Source organism: Caenimonas terrae (assembly GCF_042655405.1).
GTDB lineage: Bacteria > Pseudomonadota > Gammaproteobacteria > Burkholderiales > Burkholderiaceae_C > Ramlibacter > Ramlibacter terrae_A.
Genome location: NZ_JBHSMF010000006.1, coordinates 855,981 through 873,627, shown reverse-complemented (window position 1 = coordinate 873,627; position 17,647 = coordinate 855,981). Strand labels below are relative to the sequence as shown.

The 17,647-nt window shown below is 70.7% G+C and carries 16 protein-coding genes; 6 read left to right on the top strand and 10 right to left on the bottom strand.

The window, feature by feature from the left end:
• The first annotated feature begins 87 nt into the window (after positions 1 to 87).
• Positions 88 to 396, top strand: a complete 309-nt coding sequence (locus ACFPOE_RS11035) for a hypothetical protein (RefSeq protein ID WP_376850132.1) — start codon at positions 88 to 90, stop codon at positions 394 to 396.
• Here ACFPOE_RS11035 and ACFPOE_RS11030 read toward each other — a convergent pair whose 3' ends face one another.
• The 3 genes from ACFPOE_RS11030 to ACFPOE_RS11020 are packed head-to-tail and all read right to left on the bottom strand — an operon-like array spanning position 397 to position 3,322.
• Positions 397 to 1,332, bottom strand: coding sequence for a DMT family transporter (locus ACFPOE_RS11030; protein WP_376850131.1), 936 nt, complete (start codon positions 1,330 to 1,332; stop codon positions 397 to 399). It abuts the gene before it with no gap.
• Positions 1,329 to 1,823: a methylated-DNA--[protein]-cysteine S-methyltransferase gene (locus tag ACFPOE_RS11025; RefSeq protein ID WP_376850130.1), complete on the bottom strand. Its 495-nt coding sequence runs from the start codon at positions 1,821 to 1,823 to the stop codon at positions 1,329 to 1,331. The genes ACFPOE_RS11030 and ACFPOE_RS11025 overlap by 4 nt, the downstream gene beginning before the upstream one ends.
• Positions 1,820 to 3,322, bottom strand: coding sequence for a DNA-3-methyladenine glycosylase 2 family protein (locus tag ACFPOE_RS11020; RefSeq protein ID WP_376850129.1), 1,503 nt, complete (start codon positions 3,320 to 3,322; stop codon positions 1,820 to 1,822). The genes ACFPOE_RS11025 and ACFPOE_RS11020 overlap by 4 nt, the downstream gene beginning before the upstream one ends.
• 113 nt (positions 3,323 to 3,435) lie before the next feature.
• Between ACFPOE_RS11020 and ACFPOE_RS11015 the strand changes: the two genes are divergently transcribed.
• The 3 genes from ACFPOE_RS11015 to ACFPOE_RS11005 are packed head-to-tail and all read left to right on the top strand — an operon-like array spanning position 3,436 to position 7,074.
• Positions 3,436 to 4,824: a phosphomannomutase/phosphoglucomutase gene (locus ACFPOE_RS11015; protein ID WP_376850128.1), complete on the top strand. Its 1,389-nt coding sequence runs from the start codon at positions 3,436 to 3,438 to the stop codon at positions 4,822 to 4,824.
• A 10-nt stretch (positions 4,825 to 4,834) separates the two neighbouring features.
• A complete protein-coding gene (gene waaC / locus ACFPOE_RS11010; protein WP_376850127.1) occupies positions 4,835 to 5,818 on the top strand; it encodes a lipopolysaccharide heptosyltransferase I in 984 nt (327 codons plus the stop codon).
• On the top strand, positions 5,815 to 7,074 hold the full coding sequence (locus tag ACFPOE_RS11005; RefSeq protein WP_376850642.1) for a 3-deoxy-D-manno-octulosonic acid transferase: 1,260 nt from the start codon (positions 5,815 to 5,817) through the stop codon (positions 7,072 to 7,074). Before waaC ends, ACFPOE_RS11005 begins: the two co-directional genes overlap by 4 nt.
• Here the strand turns inward: ACFPOE_RS11005 and ACFPOE_RS11000 are convergent.
• From ACFPOE_RS11000 to ACFPOE_RS10970, 7 genes are all read right to left on the bottom strand, one after another.
• Entirely contained in the window at positions 7,071 to 8,399 is a 1,329-nt protein-coding gene (locus tag ACFPOE_RS11000; RefSeq protein WP_376850126.1) for a TolC family outer membrane protein, read from the bottom strand. The two genes, ACFPOE_RS11005 and ACFPOE_RS11000, sit on opposite strands and share 4 nt — an antisense overlap.
• 43 nt (positions 8,400 to 8,442) lie before the next feature.
• The gene (locus ACFPOE_RS10995) at positions 8,443 to 8,778 is read right to left on the bottom strand and encodes a rhodanese-like domain-containing protein (RefSeq protein WP_376850125.1); all 336 of its coding nucleotides are present in this window, start codon (positions 8,776 to 8,778) and stop codon (positions 8,443 to 8,445) included.
• Between the two features lie 51 nt (positions 8,779 to 8,829).
• Positions 8,830 to 9,510: a protein-L-isoaspartate O-methyltransferase family protein gene (locus ACFPOE_RS10990; RefSeq protein WP_376850641.1), complete on the bottom strand. Its 681-nt coding sequence runs from the start codon at positions 9,508 to 9,510 to the stop codon at positions 8,830 to 8,832.
• Between the two features lie 21 nt (positions 9,511 to 9,531).
• On the bottom strand, positions 9,532 to 12,777 hold the full coding sequence (locus ACFPOE_RS10985; protein ID WP_376850124.1) for an efflux RND transporter permease subunit: 3,246 nt from the start codon (positions 12,775 to 12,777) through the stop codon (positions 9,532 to 9,534).
• A 1-nt stretch (position 12,778) separates the two neighbouring features.
• Entirely contained in the window at positions 12,779 to 13,915 is a 1,137-nt protein-coding gene (locus tag ACFPOE_RS10980; RefSeq protein WP_376850123.1) for an efflux RND transporter periplasmic adaptor subunit, read from the bottom strand.
• Entirely contained in the window at positions 13,912 to 14,619 is a 708-nt protein-coding gene (locus ACFPOE_RS10975; protein WP_376850122.1) for a TetR/AcrR family transcriptional regulator, read from the bottom strand. The genes ACFPOE_RS10980 and ACFPOE_RS10975 overlap by 4 nt, the downstream gene beginning before the upstream one ends.
• Positions 14,620 to 14,712: 93 nt before the next feature.
• Complete coding sequence (locus ACFPOE_RS10970) at positions 14,713 to 15,477, bottom strand: YdcF family protein (protein WP_376850121.1); 765 nt, start codon at positions 15,475 to 15,477, stop codon at positions 14,713 to 14,715.
• 69 nt (positions 15,478 to 15,546) lie between these two features.
• Between ACFPOE_RS10970 and ACFPOE_RS10965 the strand changes: the two genes are divergently transcribed.
• A complete protein-coding gene (locus ACFPOE_RS10965) occupies positions 15,547 to 16,335 on the top strand; it encodes a GntR family transcriptional regulator (RefSeq protein WP_376850120.1) in 789 nt (262 codons plus the stop codon).
• Between the two features lie 8 nt (positions 16,336 to 16,343).
• Positions 16,344 to 17,546 carry an ABC transporter substrate-binding protein gene (locus ACFPOE_RS10960; protein WP_376850119.1) on the top strand — a complete coding sequence of 401 codons (1,203 nt, stop codon included), beginning with the start codon at positions 16,344 to 16,346 and terminating at the stop codon, positions 17,544 to 17,546.
• The last annotated feature ends 101 nt before the right edge of the window (positions 17,547 to 17,647 follow it).

The following is a 17,647-nucleotide window of genomic DNA, read 5'->3' as shown; positions in this document are numbered from 1 at the left end:
GGCCTGGGCCGACCGTAGGCAGGCTCCGACGTCCGATGGGGCTGTTGGCTGAGGGACTGCGCCGGCGGCGGCGCGAACAATCCGGCCATGGTTGAAAAAGCACTCTACGGGATCACGGCTGTTCGCTATTCGGGCTCGCAGGTGGTCGGCGCCATGATGGGCCTGATCGACAGCGCCCACGAGCGCTGGGACCTGCGGCCGTCACCGGCCCGGGTGGTGGAGGTGATCGACCGCATGGTGGAGGGCGACCGCGTGGTCTCGATGTTCCCCGACGACGAGGGGCGGCTGGCCCCGGGCCCGGAGATCAAGGTCGACCTGCTGCCCGAAGGCACCGAGACGCTCACGCTCGACGACGACGCGCCCGGCCGCAGCCTGGGCGACCTGCCGCGCTTCTGATCAGCCGCGCCGCTTGAATCGCGGCAGCGCCAGCAGCCCGGTGGCCAGCGCGGTGCCGGCCACGATCACGGCGGCGCAGAACACCATCCAGCCGTTGACCGTTTCGCCCAGGAACAGCAGCCCGTACAGCACGGCAAACACCGGGATCAGGAAGGTGACGGCCAACGCACGCGGCGGGCCGGCGTTCTCGATCAGCCTGAAATACAGCACGTAGGCAATCCCGGTGCAGACCACGCCTAGGACCAGCACCGCCAGCCAGGCATGCAGGCTGGGCATCTGCGCCGGCCACAGCCACAGCGCCGGCAGCACCAGGCCCAGGCTGGCGCCCATCTGGCTGCCGGTGGCGGTGACCAGCGCCGGCAGCCCGCTCAGATAGCGCTTGGCCGCGCTGGCCGCAATTCCGTAGCAGACACAGGCGCCCAGGCAGGCCAGCATCGCCCAGCCCGGCGAGTGGCCACCCGCGTCCGGCTTGAAGCTGGCCTTGTCCCAGACCAGCAGCGCCACGCCGCAAAAGCCGATCACCAGGCCCAGGATGCGCGAGGCCGTCGGCCGGTCCCGCAGCCAGGCCCAGGCGATCAGCGCGCCGAACATCGGCGCCGTCGCATTGAGCACGGCCGACAGCCCGGTGGTGATCGACAGCAGCGCGAACGAGAACAGCACGAACGGAAGGCCGGAGTTGAGCAGCCCGATCACGAACACCGGCTTCCAGTGGCGGCGCAGCTGCGGGCCGAGCCCGCGCAGCAGCAGCAGCGGCCACAGCAATGCGGTGGCGATGACAACCCGCGCGGCCGCCGTCGGCACCGCGCCGAATTCCACGGCGCCCATGCGCATGAACAGGAACGACGCGCCCCAGATCGCGGCCAGCAGCACGAAATCGGGCAGCCAGCCGCGCAGGGCGCCGCTGCTGACGGCGGCGGGTCGGGCGACGGCGGTCAAATCGCGCCCTCCAGCGCCAGCAGCGCGCTCTTGCGCTCCAGGCCCCCGGCGTAGCCGGTCAGCGATCCGTCGCGGCCCAGCACCCGGTGGCACGGCACCACGATGCTCAGCGGGTTGCGGCCGACGGCGGCGCCGACGGCGCGCACCGCCGCCGGCCGGCCGACCCGCCGGCTGATGTCGCCGTAGCTTGTCGTCCCTCCGGCCGGGATGGCCAGCAGCGCCTGCCACACCGACTGCTGGAAGGCGGTGCCGCCCTGCAGGTCCAGCGGCAGCTCGAATTGCGTGCGGCGGCCGGCGAAGTAATCGCCCAGCTGCGCCACCGCTTCGCGCAGCAGCGGATGGTCTGGCGCATGCGGCCATGCAGTCGTGTCCGGCAGGTGGCGCTGGCCCTCGAACCAGATGCCGGCCAGGCCCCGGTCGGTGGCCGCGACGATCATCGGACCGAGCGGGCCGGCATACCGCGTCTGCACGGTGGAAGGATGGAATTTCATGGATGGACTCCTGGGACAGGGATGGGCGCGCTCCAGGCGCGGATCACGGCGTAGCTGCGCCATGGGGTCCACGCCAGGGAAGCAGCCTCTGCTTCGCGCGCCGGATTCTTCGCCGACATGACGTCCAGCGCCTTGTGCAGCGCGACGTCGCCGGCCGGAAAGGCGTCGGGCCAGCGCAGCGCCCGCATCGCGATGTACTGCGCCGTCCACTCGCCGATGCCGGGGAGCGCCTTGAGCGCAGCGATGGTGGACTGCACGTCGGCGCCGGCATGCAGCTCCAGCCGCTTGTCGGCCACCGCCTGCGAGAGCGCGACGATCGCGGCCTGGCGCTGCTTGACGATGCCCAGCTGGCCGAGTTCGTCGCCGCTGGCGGCGGCCAGCGCCGCCGGCGTCGGGAACAGCCGCGTGATCGCGGGCCACGGCGTGGCGACCGGCTCGCCGAAGCGGTCGACCAGCCGCTGCGCCAGCGTCCGGGCCGCTGCCACCGTGATCTGCTGGCCGAGCACCGCCCGCACCGCCAGCTCGTGGCCGCTCACCGAGCCGGGCACCCGCAGGCCGTCGCCCTCCGGAAAGCGCTCGTGCAGCACGGCGTTGATGCTGCCCGGGTCGGCATCCAGGTCCAGCCAGGCCCGCACCCGGCGGATCACCAGCGGCAATGCGTCGCGCAGCGAGTCGCTCAGCCGCAGCAGCAGCTGGTGCTGGTCCGGCAGGAACTCCACCGCCAGCCAGCCGCTGAGATGGCGGCCCGCCGCCTCGAGCCCGAAACTGCGGGCCATGCGTTGCTGCTCGGGCTGGACGAGTTCCACGCCGCCGATCTGGCGCTTGCGAAAGAACCCCAGCATCGCCTGCACGTCATACGGCGGGCGGTAGCCGAGCTTGACGGCGATGCCGTCGCCCTCGCGCTGCGGGCCGCGGCGCCGCAGTTCGGTCGGGTTCAGGCCGTAGTGGCCGGCGAACGCGGCGTTGAAGCGCCGGACGCTGCCGTAGCCGCTGATCAGCGCCACCTGCGTGACGGGCAGGTCGGTGTCGGCCAGCAGCTGCTTGGCCGTCAGCAGCCGCCGGGTCTGCAGGTATTGAACCGGCGAGACGCCGAACTCCGCTTCGAAGATGCGCCGCACATGGCGGTCGCTGACGCCCAGGCGCGCCGCCAGCTGTTCCAGCACCGGAACGCCCTCGCGCCACGCGTCCGGCTCGTCCAGCAGGCGCACCGCCTGCCGGGCCAGCATGGCCGAGGCGTCCTGGATCGACCAGCGCATCGCGTTGGGCGCCAGCTCGGGCCGGCAGCGCAGGCACGGCCGAAAGCCGGCCTGCTCGGCCTGCGCCGCGTGGTCGAAGAAGCGGCAGTTCTCGCGCCGTGGCGCCCGCACCTTGCAGACCGGGCGGCAATAGATGCCGGTCGAGGTGACGCCGGTGAAGAAGCAGCCGTCGAAGCGCGCGTCCCGGGCTTTCAGGGCCAGGTAGCAGGAGTCGGGCTGGAGCGTGATGCTGTCGCGGTTCATGGCCTCGATGATACGCAGCGGCCGGGTTGCGACTGGCCGTTTTCGGACATGTGCCCCAACGGGCCCGGAGCCTACAATTCCAGCTTCACCGGCAGCAGTCCAAGAACCCCACCATGCAAGTGTCTCCTTCCATCTTCAAGGCCTACGACGTGCGGGGCGTCGTCCCCGCCACCCTGGATGAACAGGTGGCCTTCGGGCTCGGCCGCGCCTTCGGCCTGATGGCCCGCAACGAGGGCGAAAAGGCGGTCGCCGTCGGCCGCGACGGCCGCCTGAGCGGCCCTTTGCTCAGCGCCGCCCTCGTCCGCGGCCTCGCCGCCGCCGGCGTCGACGTGATCGACATCGGCATGGCGACGACGCCGATGCTGTACTTCGCCGCCAGCACCCTGTGCAGCAGCGGCATCCAGGTCACGGGCAGCCACAACCCCAAGGACTACAACGGCTTCAAGATGGTGCTGGCCGGCCGCGCCATCTACGGCGACGAGATCCAGGCCTTGCGCAAGCTGGTGGAGACCGACCAGGGCCAGGCGGGCGACGGCAAGGCCGGCAGCATCCGCAACGTCAACCTGGCGGCGCCGTACCGCGACCGCATCGTCGGCGACGTCAAGCTGGCCCGCAAGATGAAGATCGTCGTCGACTGCGGCAACGGCGTCGCCGGCGCCTCGGCCCCGGCGATCTTCCGGGCGCTCGGCTGCGAAGTGATCGAGCTGTTCAGCGAGGTGGACGGCAATTTCCCGAACCACCATCCCGACCCGAGCAAGCCGGAAAACCTCAAGGACCTGATGGCGGCCCTGAAGACCAGCGGCGCCGAGCTGGGCCTGGCCTTCGACGGCGACGGCGACCGGCTGGGCATCGTCACGCCCGGCGGCAACAACATCTACCCGGACCGCCAGATGATGCTGTTCGCCCGCGACGTGCTCAAGCGCGTGCCCGGCGGCACCATCATCTTCGACGTCAAGTGCACCCAGCGGCTGGCGCCCGCGATCCGCGAGGCCGGCGGCGTGCCGCTGATGTACAAGACCGGCCACTCGCTGATCAAGGCCAAGATGAAGGAAGTGGATTCGCCGCTGGGCGGCGAGATGAGCGGCCACATCTTCTTCAAGGAGCGCTGGTTCGGCTTCGACGACGGCACCTATGCCGGCGCCCGGCTGCTGGAACTGCTGTCGCGGCACGACGATCCGGCCGCCGTCCTCGACGCCCTGCCCACCAGCTTCTCGACGCCGGAGCTGAACGTGAAATGCGCCGAAGGCGAGCCGCACAAGCTGGTCGAGCAACTGATCGCGAAGGCGAAATTCCCGGCGCCGGCCGAAGTCACCACGATCGACGGCGTGCGGGTGGACTGGCCGGACGGCTTCGGCCTGGTCCGCGCCTCCAACACCACGCCGGTGCTGGTGCTGCGCTTCGAGGGCCACACCCAGGCCGCGCTCGAGCGGATCGAGAAGACCATGCTGGAGCTGCTGCGCAGCGTCAAGCCCGACGCTGTGATCGCCGAGGCGGCGCATTGAGCCTGTCGCTGTGAAGATCCTCCTCGTCAAGCTGTCCTCGCTTGGCGACGTGGTCCATGCCATGCCGGCGCTGCAGGACATCCGGCTGGCATTGCCCCAGGCGCAGATCGACTGGGCGGTGGAGCGCGCCTTCGCGCCGCTGGTCGAGCGCGTCGACGGCGTCGGCCGCGTGGTCGGCTGCGAGCTGCGGCGCTGGCGCAAGGCGCCGCTGTCGGCGCAGACCCGCACCGAATGGCGGGCCTTCCGGCGCGAGCTGCGCAGCGAACAGTACGACGCCGTGATCGACCTGCAGGGGCTGACCAAGTCGGCGCTGGTGGCGCGGGCCGCGCGGCTGGCCCCGGGCGGCAAGCGCCACGCGATGGCCAACCAGACCGAGGGCGCCGGCTACGAGGCGCCGACCCGCTGGGTGGCCGACGCCGTCCACTGGATGACGCCGCGCATCCACGCCGTGGCGCGCTCGCGCGCGCTGTGCGCGCAGGCGCTCGGCTACGCGGTGCCGGCATCCACCCGCTACGGGCTGCGGGCCGCCGGCGGCGCGCGGGCGGCGTCCAGCGACACCGTGGTGCTGGTGCATGGCAGCTCGCGCGCCGACAAGGAATGGCCCGAGGACCACTGGCTGGCGCTGGGCGCCCGCCTGATCGCGCAGGGCCATTCGATCGGCCTGCCGCAGGGCAGCGATCCCGAGCGCGAACGCAGCATCCGGCTGGCCCGGGCCCTGGGTCCGCAGGCCGAGGCCTGGCCGCGGATGGACCTGGGCGCGCTGGCCGACCGCTTCGCCGCCAGCGCCGGTGTGATCGGCGTGGACAGCGGCCTGAGCCACATCGCCGTCGCCCTGGACCGGCCGCACGTGCAGATCTACAACTTCGACACCGCATGGCGCACCGGCCCGGTCGTGGAGGACGGCGAGCACCAGCGCCAGCTGAGCGTGTTCGCCGCGCCGGCGCCGTCGGTGGAGCAGGTGTGGTCGGCCTGGCAGCGGGCCGGCGCGCGATGATCCGCCCCTTCTATTCGCTGGTGATGAGCGGCGCGCAGCCGCTGCTGCGCCACAAGCTGCGCCGGCGCGGCGTGGCCGAACCGGGCTACCTGCAGCACGTGGACGAACGCTTCGGCCTCTATGCCGGCCGCAGCGAGCCGGGGCGGATCTGGATCCATGCGGTGTCGCTGGGCGAGACCCGCGCCGCCGCCATCCTGCTGGACGAGCTGCGCGCACAGGAGCCGGACGCGCACGTGCTGCTGACCCACGGCACGGCCACCGGCCGCGCCGAGGGCGAGCGCCTGCTGCGCCCGGGCGACCTGCAGGCCTGGCTGCCGTGGGACACGCCGCAGGCGGTGCGCCGCTTCCTGGCGCATTTCCGCCCCCGCATCGGCGTGCTGATGGAAACCGAGGTCTGGCCCAACCTGGCGGCCGGCTGTCTGCATGAGGGCGTGCCGCTCGTGCTGGCCAATGCGCGCCTGTCGGAGAAATCGATGCGGCAGGCGCTGCGGCTGGCCCGGCTGTCGCGGCCGGCCTACGGCGCGCTGGCCGCGGCCTGGGCCCAGACCGAGGCCGATGCGAGGCGGCTGGTGCGCGTCGGCGCCCGGGTCGGCGGCGTGTTCGGCAACCTCAAGTTCGACGCCAGCCCCGACCCGCGGCAACTGGCCCGGGGCCGGGCCTGGCGGGCCGCATCCGGCCGGCCGGTCGTGATGTTCGCCAGTTCGCGCGAGGGCGAGGAACAGGCCCTGTTCGCTGCGCTGGCGGCCGACAAGGCGCTGGCGGCTGGCGTCCAGTGGCTGGTGGTGCCGCGCCATCCGCAGCGCTTCGACGAGGTGGCTGCACTGGCGCAGCGCCACGGCCTGTCCGTGTCGCGCCGCAGCGGCTGGACCGGCGCACCGCAGCCAGCCGATGTGTGGCTGGGCGATTCGCTCGGCGAGATGGCGCTGTATTACGCGATGGCGGACGCCGCGCTGCTGGGTGGCAGCTTCGAGCCGCTGGGCGGCCAGAACCTGATCGAGGCCGCCGCCAGCGGGTGCCCGGTGGTGATGGGGCCGCACACCTTCAATTTCGCCGACGCCGCGCAGCTGGCCGAGGATGCCGGCGCGGCGCTGCGGGTGGCGACGATCGGGGAAGCGGTGCGCAGTGCGGTGGCGCTGGCCGTCGATGCCACCCGGCAGGCCGCCGTGGCGGCTGCGGGACTGGCCTTTGCCAGCGCCCACCGCGGCGCGGCGCGCAGGACGGCGGGCGCGCTGCTGGCGCTGGCCGGCAGGCGCTAGCCGCGGCCGGCCAGCAGCTCGTTGAGCCGCGCCAGGTCGTCCGGCGTCAGCGTGCCGTTGGCCTGCCGCAGCTTCAGGTGGCCGACCAGCACGTTGTAGCGGGCCTGGGCCAGGTCGCGCTTGGTCTGGAACAGCTGGCTCTGCGAGTTGAGCACGTCGATGTTGATGCGCACGCCCACCTGGTAGCCCAGGCGGTTGGCTTCCAGCGCGCTCTGGCTGGAGGCTTCGGCCGCTTCCAGCGCCTTCACCTGGCCGGCGCCGGAGACCACGCCGAAATATGCGGTGCGGGTGGCCTGGGCCACGTTGCGGCGGGTCGCCTCCAGGTCGGCCTGCGCCTTTTCCTCCAGCGCCAGCGTTTCGCGGATCCGGTTCTGGATGGCGAAGCCGGCGAACAGCGGCAGGTTGAACGACAGGGCCACCGAGCCGGCCTTGCTGCGCGAGCTCACGGCCGACGTGGAGCTGCCGTCCTGGTTGCGGGTGATGTTGTAGCTGGCCGTCAGGTCCAGCGTCGGCTTGTGGCCGGCCTTGGCCTTCTCGGTTTCCAGCTGGGCGATCTCGACGTTGGTGCGGGCCTGCTGGATCGCCGGGCTGAACTCCTCGCCCTGCTGCACCCAGGCGTTGACGTCGGCAGGCTGCGGCGGCGGCAGCGTCGCGGGAATGGGCAGCGGGTCGGGCTGGGCGTCGGTCCTGCCCACCAGGGTGTCCAGCGTCAGCCGCTTGATCCGCAGGTCGTTGTCGGCGGCGATCTCCTGCGCGATCACCAGGTCGTAGCGGGCCTGCGCCTCGCGGGTGTCGGTGATGGTGGAGGTGCCGACCTCGAAATTGCGCTTGGCCGAGGCCAGCTGCTCCGCCACCGCTTCCTTCTGCGCCCGCACGAAGGCCAGCGTGTCCTGCGCGGCCAGCACGTCGAAGTAGGCCTGGCTGACCCGCACGATCAGGTCCTGGCTGGCGGCCAGCAGCTGCGCCTGCGCCAGCTCGACCTGGCGCTTGCCCTGTTCGTAGGTGGCGAAGTTGGCCGGCCGGTACAGCGGCTGCGCGGCGCTGAGGGTCGCGCTCTGGGTTCCGAACGCCCGGTTCAGCTCGGGGTTGTTGAGGACGAAGGCCGACCGGCTGTCGCCCGCCGCCAGGTTGGCGCTGGGCAGGATGCCGGCCTTGGCCTGTTCGGCATGGAACAGGTTGGCGTCGTACTGGGCCTTGGCGGACTGCCAGGTTGCGTCGTACGCCCGGGCCGACTCGTAGAGTTCGAGCAGGCCCGTGGCGTGGGCCGGCACGGCCAGTGCCGCGGCCAGTGCCGCCGTCAGGGGGAGAAGCCGCAATCCGTTCATGTCCGTCCTCAGGTGCGTTTGTTGTCGTTGTCTGCCGCGCCCGTCAGTATCGGGGAACCGAGGGGTCGCGCTCCAGCGACCAGGCGTCGATGCCGCCCGCAACGTTGGCAACCGTCTCGAAACCGTTGCTGGCGAGGTACATCGCGACCCGCTGGCTGCGGCCGCCGTGGTGGCACAGCACGGCCACCGGCCGCGCCGGGTCCAGGTCGGCCAGCCGCGCCGGCACGTCGTTCATCGGGATGGCCAGCAGCTCGAAGCCGTCGGCGCGGACGCTGGCCATCTGCAGTTCATGCGGCTCGCGCACGTCCAGCAGCAGGCCGGGCTGCGGCTGCGACTGCAGCCAGGCGGGAAGGCCGGAAGGGCGGATCTGGTCGATCATGGGGCACCTAGTCAGTTGAGGCCGGAGCCGGCGCGCCGGCCCGCAAGGGATTCAGAAGCGGAACCGCGACGGTTCCGGGAAATGGACCAGCCGCGGCGCCACCGTGTCCCAGGGCTGGGCGGTGGCGTAGCTGCTGTCGCCGGTGCGGGTGATGAAGGTGGCACGCATCATCGGCTCGGCGCCGGTGACGGCGCCGAGCCGGCCGCCCACCTTGAGCTGCTCCAGCAGCCGGTGCGGCACCTCCGCCACCGAGCCGCTGAGCAGGATGACGTCGAACGGCCCCTCGGCCGGAATGGCGGTGGCGCCGTCGGCTTCGCGCACTTCGACGTTGGCGACGCCGGCCCGCTGCAGGTTCTCGCGGGCCATCCGGGCCAGCTGCGGCTCGATCTCCAGCGTGATCACCCGGGCCGCCCGGTGCGCCAGCAGCGCCGCCATGTAGCCGGAGCCGGCGCCGATCTCCAGCACCCGGTCGGTCGGGCCGACCTTCAGGTCCTGCAGCATGCGCGCCTCCACCCGCGGCGCCAGCATGCAGTGGCCCTTGCGCATGGCTTCGTCCTCGCTGCCCAGCAGCGGGATCTCCATGTCGACGAAGGCCAGCGCCTTGTGCGCCAGCGGCACGAACTGCTCGCGCTTGACCACGGCCAGCAGGTCCAGCACCAGCGGGTCGAGCACGTCCCAGGGGCGGATCTGCTGCTCGATCATGTTGAAGCGGGCTTGTTCGAGGGGGGACATCATTGAAACTCCGTGCATCGTTCAGGGCAAACGATCGATTTTAGAGGCCGGCAGCGGCTGCCCCGTCGCGGCCCCGCCGCCACCCCCGCTGCGGCGCGCCGGCCCCAGCTTGCGCCGCAGCCAGCCGCCCAGGTCGTCGAGGTAGCAATAGACCACCGGCACCACCACCAGCGTCAGCAGCGAGGAAGTGATCACGCCGCCGATCACGGCCTGGCCCATGGGGGCGCGCTGCTCGGAGCCCTCGGTCAGCGCAAAGGCCAGCGGCACCATGCCGAAGATCATGGCCAGCGTCGTCATCAGGATCGGCCGCAGCCGCACCCGCGCCGCGTGCAGCAGCGCCTCGGTGCGGTCCATCCCCGCGATGCGGCGGCCGTCGGCGTCGATCCGGTCTTCGCGCATGCGGATCGCGAAGTCCACCAGCAGGATCGCGTTCTTGGTCACCAGCCCCATCAGCATCACGATGCCGATCACCGAGAACATCGACAGCGTGGAGCGGAACAGCATCAGCGCCAGCACCACGCCGATCAGCGTCAGCGGCAGCGAGGTCATCAACGCCAGCGGCTGCAGGAAGCTCTTGAACTGGCTGGCCAGGATCATGTAGATGAAGATCACCGCCAGCGCCAGCGCCGACACCGCGTAGCCGAAGGACTCCGCCATGTTCTTGGTCGAGCCGCTGAACTGGTAGCGGTACCCCGGCGGGAAGGCGACGCCGTCCAGCGCGGCCCGGATGTCGTTGGACACCTCGCCGGCCGAGCGGTCGGCCACGTTGGCGTTGATCGCCACCTCGCGCGCCAGGTCGCGCCGGTTGATCTGGTTGGAGCCGGTCGATTCGCGCACCGAGGCCAGCTGGTTCAGCCGCACGATCCGGGTGCTGCCGTCGGCATTGCTGCCCATCGCGAACGGCAGCCGCTCCAGGTCCTGCGGCGAATTGCGCGCCGCCGGGGCCAGCCGCACGTTGACGTCGTAGGTCTGGTCGTCGGGCGCGCGCCAGGTGCCCACGGTCTCGCCGGCCACCAGCGTGCGCAGTGCGGCGCCGACCTGCGCCAGCGACAGCCCCAGGTCCGAGGCGGCGTCGCGCCGCAGGTCCAGCTCGATCACCGGCTTGTCCGGCTTGACGCTGGAGTCGAGGTCCACCAGGCCCGGGATGGTGCGGATGCGGTCGCTGACCAGCCGGGCCAGCCGCTCCAGCTCCTTGAGGTCCGGCCCCTGCAGCGAGAACTCCACCTGCTTGTTGCCGCCGACGGCATCGAGCAGGCCGACGTGGGTGACGGTGATGCCGGGCACCTGCTGCAGCCGGCTGCGCAGCACGCCGGAGAGCTGGTCGACGCTGCGGCTGCGGTCCTTGCGGTCCACCAGCCGCACATAGATCGATGCGTAGATCTTGCCGGCCGCGTTGCCGCTGTTGATGGTGGCCAGCGTGTAGCGCACCTCCGGGAACTCGCGCAGGATGGTCTCGACCTGGCGCGCCTTGGCCTCGGTCGCTTCCAGCGAGGAGCCGACCGGCGTGTAGAAGTTGACCGAGGTCTCGGAGAAGTCGGCCTTGGGCACGAATTCCGTGCCCAGCAGCGGCACCATGAAGACGCTGGCCACGAAGATCGCGAACGCCACGCCCACGGTCGCCAGCTTGTGGCCCAGCGACCAGCGCAGGATGCCCTGGTAGCCCTCGGCCAGCGATTCGGTCGCGCGGTCGAACCAGCCGGTCACGCGGCCGATGGTCTTGTCGTACCAGTTTTTCGGTTCGTCCTGAGCCTGTCGAAGGGCGATCGCCGGGTCGTGCCAGATCGACGACAGCATCGGGTCCAGCGTGAAGCTGACGAACATCGAGATCAGCACCGCCGCGACGATGGTGACGCCGAACTCGTGGAAGAACTTGCCGATGATGCCGCCCATGAAGCCGATCGGCAGGAACACCGCCACGATCGAGAAGCTGGTCGCCAGCACCGCCAGCCCGATCTCCTGGGTGCCGTCCAGCGCCGCCTGGTACGGCGCCTTGCCCATCTGCACGTGGCGCACGATGTTCTCGCGCACCACGATGGCGTCGTCGATCAGCAGGCCCACGCACAGCGACAGCGCCATCAGCGTCACCATGTTGATGGTGAAGCCGAACATGTTCATGAACAGGAAGGTGCCGATCAGCGCGATCGGCAGCGTCAGCCCGGTGATGACGGTGGAGCGCCAGGAGTTCAGGAACAGGAACACGATCAGCACCGTCAGCAGCGCGCCCTCGATCAGCGTGCGGCGCACGTTGTTCACCGCCACCCGGATCGGCCGCGAGCCGTCGGTGACCGGCTCCAGCCGCACGCCCGGCGGCAGCTGCGCCGCCATGTCGTCGATCGTCTTCTTCAGCCCGTCGATCACCTCGATGGTGTTCTCGTCCTGCGACTTCTGCACCGTCAGCAGCAGCGTGCGCTCGCCGTTGTACAGGGCCAGGCTGTCGATCTCCTGCGCGCCGTCGCTCACCCGCGCCACCTGCTCGACCCGCACCGGCGCACCGCCGCTGCCGGTCCCGCGGCGGGCGACGATGATCCGGCCGAAGTCCTCCGGGCGCTGCATCCGCGCATCGATCTGCACCGTACGGTCCTGCGCCTGCGAGCGGATCGCGCCGACCGGCACGTCCTGGTTCTCGGTGCGCACGGCGTTGGCCACCTGGTCGGCCGTGACGCCCTGCGCCTCCATCGCCGCCGGGTCCAGGTACAGGTTGATCTCGCGCCGGGTGCCGCCCACCAGCGTCACCGAGCCGACGCCGCGCACGTTCTCCAGCCGCTTCTTGAGCACCTGGTCGGACCAGTTGGTCAGCTCCACCGCGGTCATCGGCTTGCCCTTGGACGCATCCGGCAGCACCGCCAGCGACCAGATGGCGCGGCTGGACGGGTCGAAGCGCAGCACCCGCGGCTCCTTCACCTCGGTGCGGAACGACGGCCGGATCGACGCCACCTTCTCGCGCACGTCCTCGGCCGCCTTGCGGCCGTCCACCTGCAGCTGGAACTCGATGATCACCACCGACATGCTTTCCATGCTGCGCGAGGTCAGGGCGTTGATGCCGGCGATCGAGTTGACGCCTTCCTCCAGCTTGCGCGTCACCTCGCTCTCGACGATCTCGGGCGAGGCGCCCGGGTATTCGGCGGTGATCACCACCACCGGAAAGTCGATGTTGGGGAACTGGTCGACCTGCAGCCGCTGGTAGGAAAACAGGCCGAGCACGACGAGCGCCAGCATCACCATGGTGGCGAACACCGGGTTGTTCAGGCTGACGCGGGTGAACCACATGTCAGGGACTGCTGGTGCGCGCGAATTTCACCGGCGTGCCTTCGCGCAGCGGGCCGGCGCTGCCGCGGATGACGAGCGCACCGGGCGCCAGTCCCTGCACCCCGACCATCACCTCGTTGTCGCCCTGGCCGCGGATGCCGGTCTGCACCGCCTTGTGGGCCACCCGCTTGTCCTCGACCACCTGCACGTACGGCTGCGGCTTGTCGGTGCGCACGGCGGACAGCGGCACGGCCAGCGCCGTCGCCGTGCCGGTGCCCAGCGTGCCCTGCGCGAACATGCCCTGGCGCAGGCCCTGGCTGTCCTCGATGGCCAGGTACACCAGCACGCTGCGGCTGCCGGCCTGGGCGCTGGGGTTGATGCGGGCCACCCGGGCCCGCACCGGCCGGGCGCTGCCCTCCACCTGCAGCACGGCCTGCTGGCCGACCGCGACCTGGATCGAATCGCCGGCGCTGACCGCCGCTTCCAGTTCCAGCCGGCTCAGGTCGACGATCTCCACCACCTTGGCGTCGATGCCCACCCGCTCGCCCGGCTGGGCCAGCCGCTGCGACACCACGCCGGCGATCGGCGCGCGCAGCTGCGTGTCCTCCAGGCCCTTGCGGGCCAGGTCCACGTTGGCGGCCGCCGCCTTGTAGTTGGCCTGGGCCGCCTGCAGGTTGTTCATCGAGGTGTCCAGCGCGGTCCTGGAGATGAAGCCCTGGTCGACCAGCGCCTTGTTGTTGTCGTACTGGCGCTGCGCGATGTCGATCTGGCTGCGCGCCGAGTCGGCCTGCTGCTGCGCCTGCCGCACGCGGGCCTGGTATTCGGTGGCGTCGACCCGTGCGATCAGCTGGCCGGCTTTCACGGTGTCGCCTTCGCGCACCGTCAGTCCCTGCAGCTCGCCGGCGGCGCGGGCCTTGACCACCGCCGAATTCACCGCCCGCAGCGAGCCGGACACCGGCAGGCCCTGCGCCAGTTCGCGCAGCTGCGCCTTCACCACGTCGGTGGGAGCCAGTTCCACTGCCGCCTGCACCTTGTTCTGCGCCGCCGCGGCCACCGCTTCCTGCTGGGCCTTCCGGGCCGACAGTGCCCGCCACAGGCCGGCCGCCAGCAGCAGCACCACCAGCGCGGCCACCAGCCAGGTGATCCGGCGGCGCGTCATGCCGGCGCTCCCACTGCGCGGTCGTCGCCCGGTCGCTTGCAGAAGCCGTGCAGCAGGGTCTCGATCTGGGCGGCGATGTAGCGCTCCGGCTCCAGCTGGAAGCCCTGCGGCGCGCAGGCGCCCAGCGAGTGCTTCATCATGATCAGGAAGATCATCGGCGCGATCAGGCTGTAGATGGCGTAGTCGAGGTCGGCCACGTGGAACTCGCCGCGGTCGATGCCGCGCTGCAGCATCCGCCGGATCAGGTCCTTGCCGGGCCCGATCACTTCCTGCTGGTAGAAGGCCGCGATGTCGGGGAAGTTGCGCGCCTCGCTGATCACCAGCTTGGTGATGCCGGAGGCCTTGCCGGCGCCCAGCCGGTCCCACCACACCTTCAGGCAGTAGCGCAGCATCTCGGCGCTGTCGCCCTCGAAGGACTCGAACTCGTCGTTCCATTCCTGGAAACGGCCGGAGATGTTCTCGCGCACCACCGCCTTGAACAGTTCTTCCTTGCTCGGGAAATACAGGAACAGCGTGCCCTTGGAGACGCCGGCGCGGGCGGCCACTTCCTCGGAGCGGGTGGCGGCAAAGCCTTTCTCGACGAACAGGTCGAGCGCGGCGGCCAGCAGTTCGCCCGGGCGCGCTTCCTTGCGCCGCTCGCGCTTGGCGTGCGAGTCGTCGCTGCGGGCGGAGAGGAACTTGGTGAGGGCGGCTGGAGGCGGCATGGGGGAGGGCGGAGGCTTACTGACTGACTGGTTAGTAATGTAACCAGCGGCCCCCCACCCGTCAATCCACCCGTCCATCCTCCGCTGCGGCCCTCAGTAGGCGCCGACCATGCGTCCCAGCCATTCGCGCAGCACCGAGCGCGAGAGATCGAGGCCGTGGGCTGACGGCAGCCATTCGAGCAGCTCGCGCTCGCGCGGAAAGGCGAACCCGGTCGGCGCCGGCGTGACCTGGAAGCCCGCCTTCTCGTAGGCGGCGCGGGCCCGCGGCATGTGCCAGGCCTGGGTGACGAGCGCGATGCGCTGGATCCTGTCGCCGCGCATCGCTTCGGCCATGCGCGTGGCGTTCTGCGCCGTGTCGCGCGAGCGGTCGTCCGACCAGCGCAGCTCCAGGCCGTAATCGTCGTGGAGCACGGCACGGGCCACCTCGGCCTCGGGCGCCATGTCGCTGCCGGCGGCCCAGCCGACGCCGCCGGCGAAGGCCAGCGGCTTCTTGGTCTGGCGCGCCAGCCAGGCGCCGTAACGGACCCGCTCCAGCGTCGCCGCGCTGGGCTGCGCCCGGCCGTACTCCGGCGCCTGGCCGTTGACGCCGCCGCCCAGGATGACGATCGCCTGCACGTTGGCCATCTGCGCGCTGCGCACGTTCAGCGGTTCCACCTGCGGCAGCAGCGTGCGGGCCAGGCCCACGCCAACCGCATTGCAGCTGAGGAACCAGAGCAGGCCGATGCCCAGCAGGCTGACGATGGCGCCGCCCAGCCAGCGCCGCCCCATCAGCAGCAGGCCGGCCAGCGCCAGCAGCAGCGGGCCGGCGGGCGGCAGCACCAGCGCGGTGAGAATGGGCTTGAGTTCGCCTGGCGACATGGCGCCGATCGTATGCGAGTCGAGCTTTGTCCTATTGACAGAACATTCGGGCGCTCCTTACGATGGCCCATGTCGTCGACCCTGCCGCTGCCCAAGTACCACCGGATCTACCTGGTGCTGCGCGAGCAGCTCGCCGACGGCTGCTTCAGCGCCGGCCTGCCCGGCGAGCTGGCGCTGATGGACCAGTTCGGCGTGGCCAGGGTGACGGTCCGGCGTGCCCTCGAACAGCTGGCCGGCGAGGGCCTGATCACCCGCCAGCCCGGGCGCGGCACCCATCCGGTGGACGGTGGCGCGCGGGCCGCGCTGCCGGCGGCCGCGACGGACACCGGCCTGACCGGGCTGCTGGAAAACATCGTCAGCATGAGCCTGCACACCAGCGTCCGGGTGCTGGCGCTGGACACCGTGCCGGCCTCGCCGGCGGTGGCGGCGGCGCTCGGTGTCGCGCCCGGCCACCGGGTGCAGAAGGCGGTGCGGATGCGCAGCACGCGCGAGGGGCCGCTGTCCCACATCACCACCTACGTGCCGACCGACGTCGCCCGGCCGTTCCGCCGGCGCGAGCTCAGTGGCAAGCCGATCCTGCTGCTGCTGGAAGAAGCCGGCGTGAAGGTCGGGCGGGCGGAACAGACCATCTCGGCGCGGCTGGCCGACGCCGAGGTGGCGCAGCGGCTGCAGGTGGCGGTCGGATCCGCCCTGCTGGCGGTGCGGCGCGTGGTCTTCGACGACCACGAGCGGCCGGTGCAATGGCTGCACGGCCTGTACCGCCCCGACCGCTACGAATACCAGATGCAGTTGTCGCGCGTTGGCGCCATCGACGCCAAGGTGTGGGTCCGCAAGGACATGTCCGCCAGTTTTCACTAGGAGAGCCCATGACGACCCGTCGCCACTTCGTATCCCGGACCGCAGCCGCCGCCTCGGCGCTGGCCTTCCCGCTCATCGCCGGCGCCCAGCCGAAAACCGTGAAGATCGGGGTGCTGCATCCCGTCACCGGCGCGCTGGCCTATTCCGGCCAGCAATGCCGCGAGGGCGCGCTGATGGCGATCGAGGACATCAACAAGCGCGGCGGCATCAAGTCGATGGGCGGCGCCAGGATCGAGGCGCTGCTGGGCGACGCGCAATCGACGCCGCAGGCCGGCACCGCCGAAGTGGAGAAGATGAACGAGGCCGGCGTCAGCGCCATCCTCGGGGCCTATGCGTCCGCCATCTGCCTGGCCACCACCCAGGCCGCGGCCAAGTACAACCTGCCGCACGTGGTGGACGTGGGCGTGGCCGACCAGATCGTCGAGCGCGGGCTGAAGAACACCTTCCGCTTCGGCCCCGGCTACAAGAAGTGCGCCGAGATCGCGGTGGCCAACCTGCACGTGCTCAACACCGCCGCCGGCAAGCCGGCCAAGACCGTGATGATCATCCACGAGGAATCGCTGTTCGGCACCGGCACGGCGCAGCTGCTGGCGCGCGAGTTGCCCGGCTATGGCTACGAGGTCAAGGAAGTGGTCAAGCACGCCAACCCGACCCGCGACTTCAACAACATCGTGCTGCGGATGAAGGCGATCAACCCGGACATCGTGATCCCGGCCAACTACTACAACGAATACGCGCTGCTGGTGCGCACCATGCAGCAGCAGAAGGTGACGCCCAAGGCGATCTATTCGGTGCTGGGCGGCGCGGCCTCCAGCTACAAGTTCGTCAAGGAATTTCCGGAGGCGGCCAACGGCATCATCGACTGCAACCACTGGTTCAATCCCAAGGACAAGCGCTCGCACGAGCTGCGCAAGCGGGTGGAGGCCAAGAACCTGTTCTTCACCTACGAGATCTTCAACACCTACACCGCGATGATGCTGCTGGCCGACGCGCTGGAGCGCGCGAAGAGCGGCGACCGCGCGGCCATCACCAACGCGCTGGAGACCAGCACCTTCTCGGACCACTTCATGCCGTACGGCCCGACCAAGTTCGTCAACGGCCAGAACACCGGCGCCCAGCCGCTGATGACGCAGGTGCTCAAGAACGACATCAAGGTGATCGTGCCGCGCAAGTACCGCGAGATCGACCCGGTGTTCCCGCTGCGGGCATAACACCTCCGTTCGCGCTGAGCCCGTCGAAGCGCCCGCGAGGACTTCGACCCTTCGACAGGCTCAGGACAGGCCAAGCTCAGTCCGAACGGATGAATGCGGCA

What these genes read in the sequence shown, in the direction of transcription:
- ACFPOE_RS10980 (WP_376850123.1), bottom strand. Translation starts at nt 13,915, where the DNA reads ATGACGCGCCGCCGGATCACCTGGCTGGTGGCCGCGCTGGTGGTGCTG.
- ACFPOE_RS10990 (WP_376850641.1), bottom strand. Translation starts at nt 9,510, where the DNA reads ATGTCCCCCCTCGAACAAGCCCGCTTCAACATGATCGAGCAGCAGATC.
- ACFPOE_RS11000 (WP_376850126.1), bottom strand. Translation starts at nt 8,399, where the DNA reads ATGAACGGATTGCGGCTTCTCCCCCTGACGGCGGCACTGGCCGCGGCA.
- ACFPOE_RS10965 (WP_376850120.1), top strand. Translation starts at nt 15,547, where the DNA reads ATGTCGTCGACCCTGCCGCTGCCCAAGTACCACCGGATCTACCTGGTG.
- ACFPOE_RS11025 (WP_376850130.1), bottom strand. Translation starts at nt 1,823, where the DNA reads ATGAAATTCCATCCTTCCACCGTGCAGACGCGGTATGCCGGCCCGCTC.
- ACFPOE_RS10995 (WP_376850125.1), bottom strand. Translation starts at nt 8,778, where the DNA reads ATGATCGACCAGATCCGCCCTTCCGGCCTTCCCGCCTGGCTGCAGTCG.
- ACFPOE_RS10960 (WP_376850119.1), top strand. Translation starts at nt 16,344, where the DNA reads ATGACGACCCGTCGCCACTTCGTATCCCGGACCGCAGCCGCCGCCTCG.
- ACFPOE_RS11020 (WP_376850129.1), bottom strand. Translation starts at nt 3,322, where the DNA reads ATGAACCGCGACAGCATCACGCTCCAGCCCGACTCCTGCTACCTGGCC.
- ACFPOE_RS10975 (WP_376850122.1), bottom strand. Translation starts at nt 14,619, where the DNA reads ATGCCGCCTCCAGCCGCCCTCACCAAGTTCCTCTCCGCCCGCAGCGAC.
- ACFPOE_RS10970 (WP_376850121.1), bottom strand. Translation starts at nt 15,477, where the DNA reads ATGTCGCCAGGCGAACTCAAGCCCATTCTCACCGCGCTGGTGCTGCCG.
- ACFPOE_RS11035 (WP_376850132.1), top strand. Translation starts at nt 88, where the DNA reads ATGGTTGAAAAAGCACTCTACGGGATCACGGCTGTTCGCTATTCGGGC.
- ACFPOE_RS10985 (WP_376850124.1), bottom strand. Translation starts at nt 12,777, where the DNA reads ATGTGGTTCACCCGCGTCAGCCTGAACAACCCGGTGTTCGCCACCATG.
- ACFPOE_RS11005 (WP_376850642.1), top strand. Translation starts at nt 5,815, where the DNA reads ATGATCCGCCCCTTCTATTCGCTGGTGATGAGCGGCGCGCAGCCGCTG.
- ACFPOE_RS11015 (WP_376850128.1), top strand. Translation starts at nt 3,436, where the DNA reads ATGCAAGTGTCTCCTTCCATCTTCAAGGCCTACGACGTGCGGGGCGTC.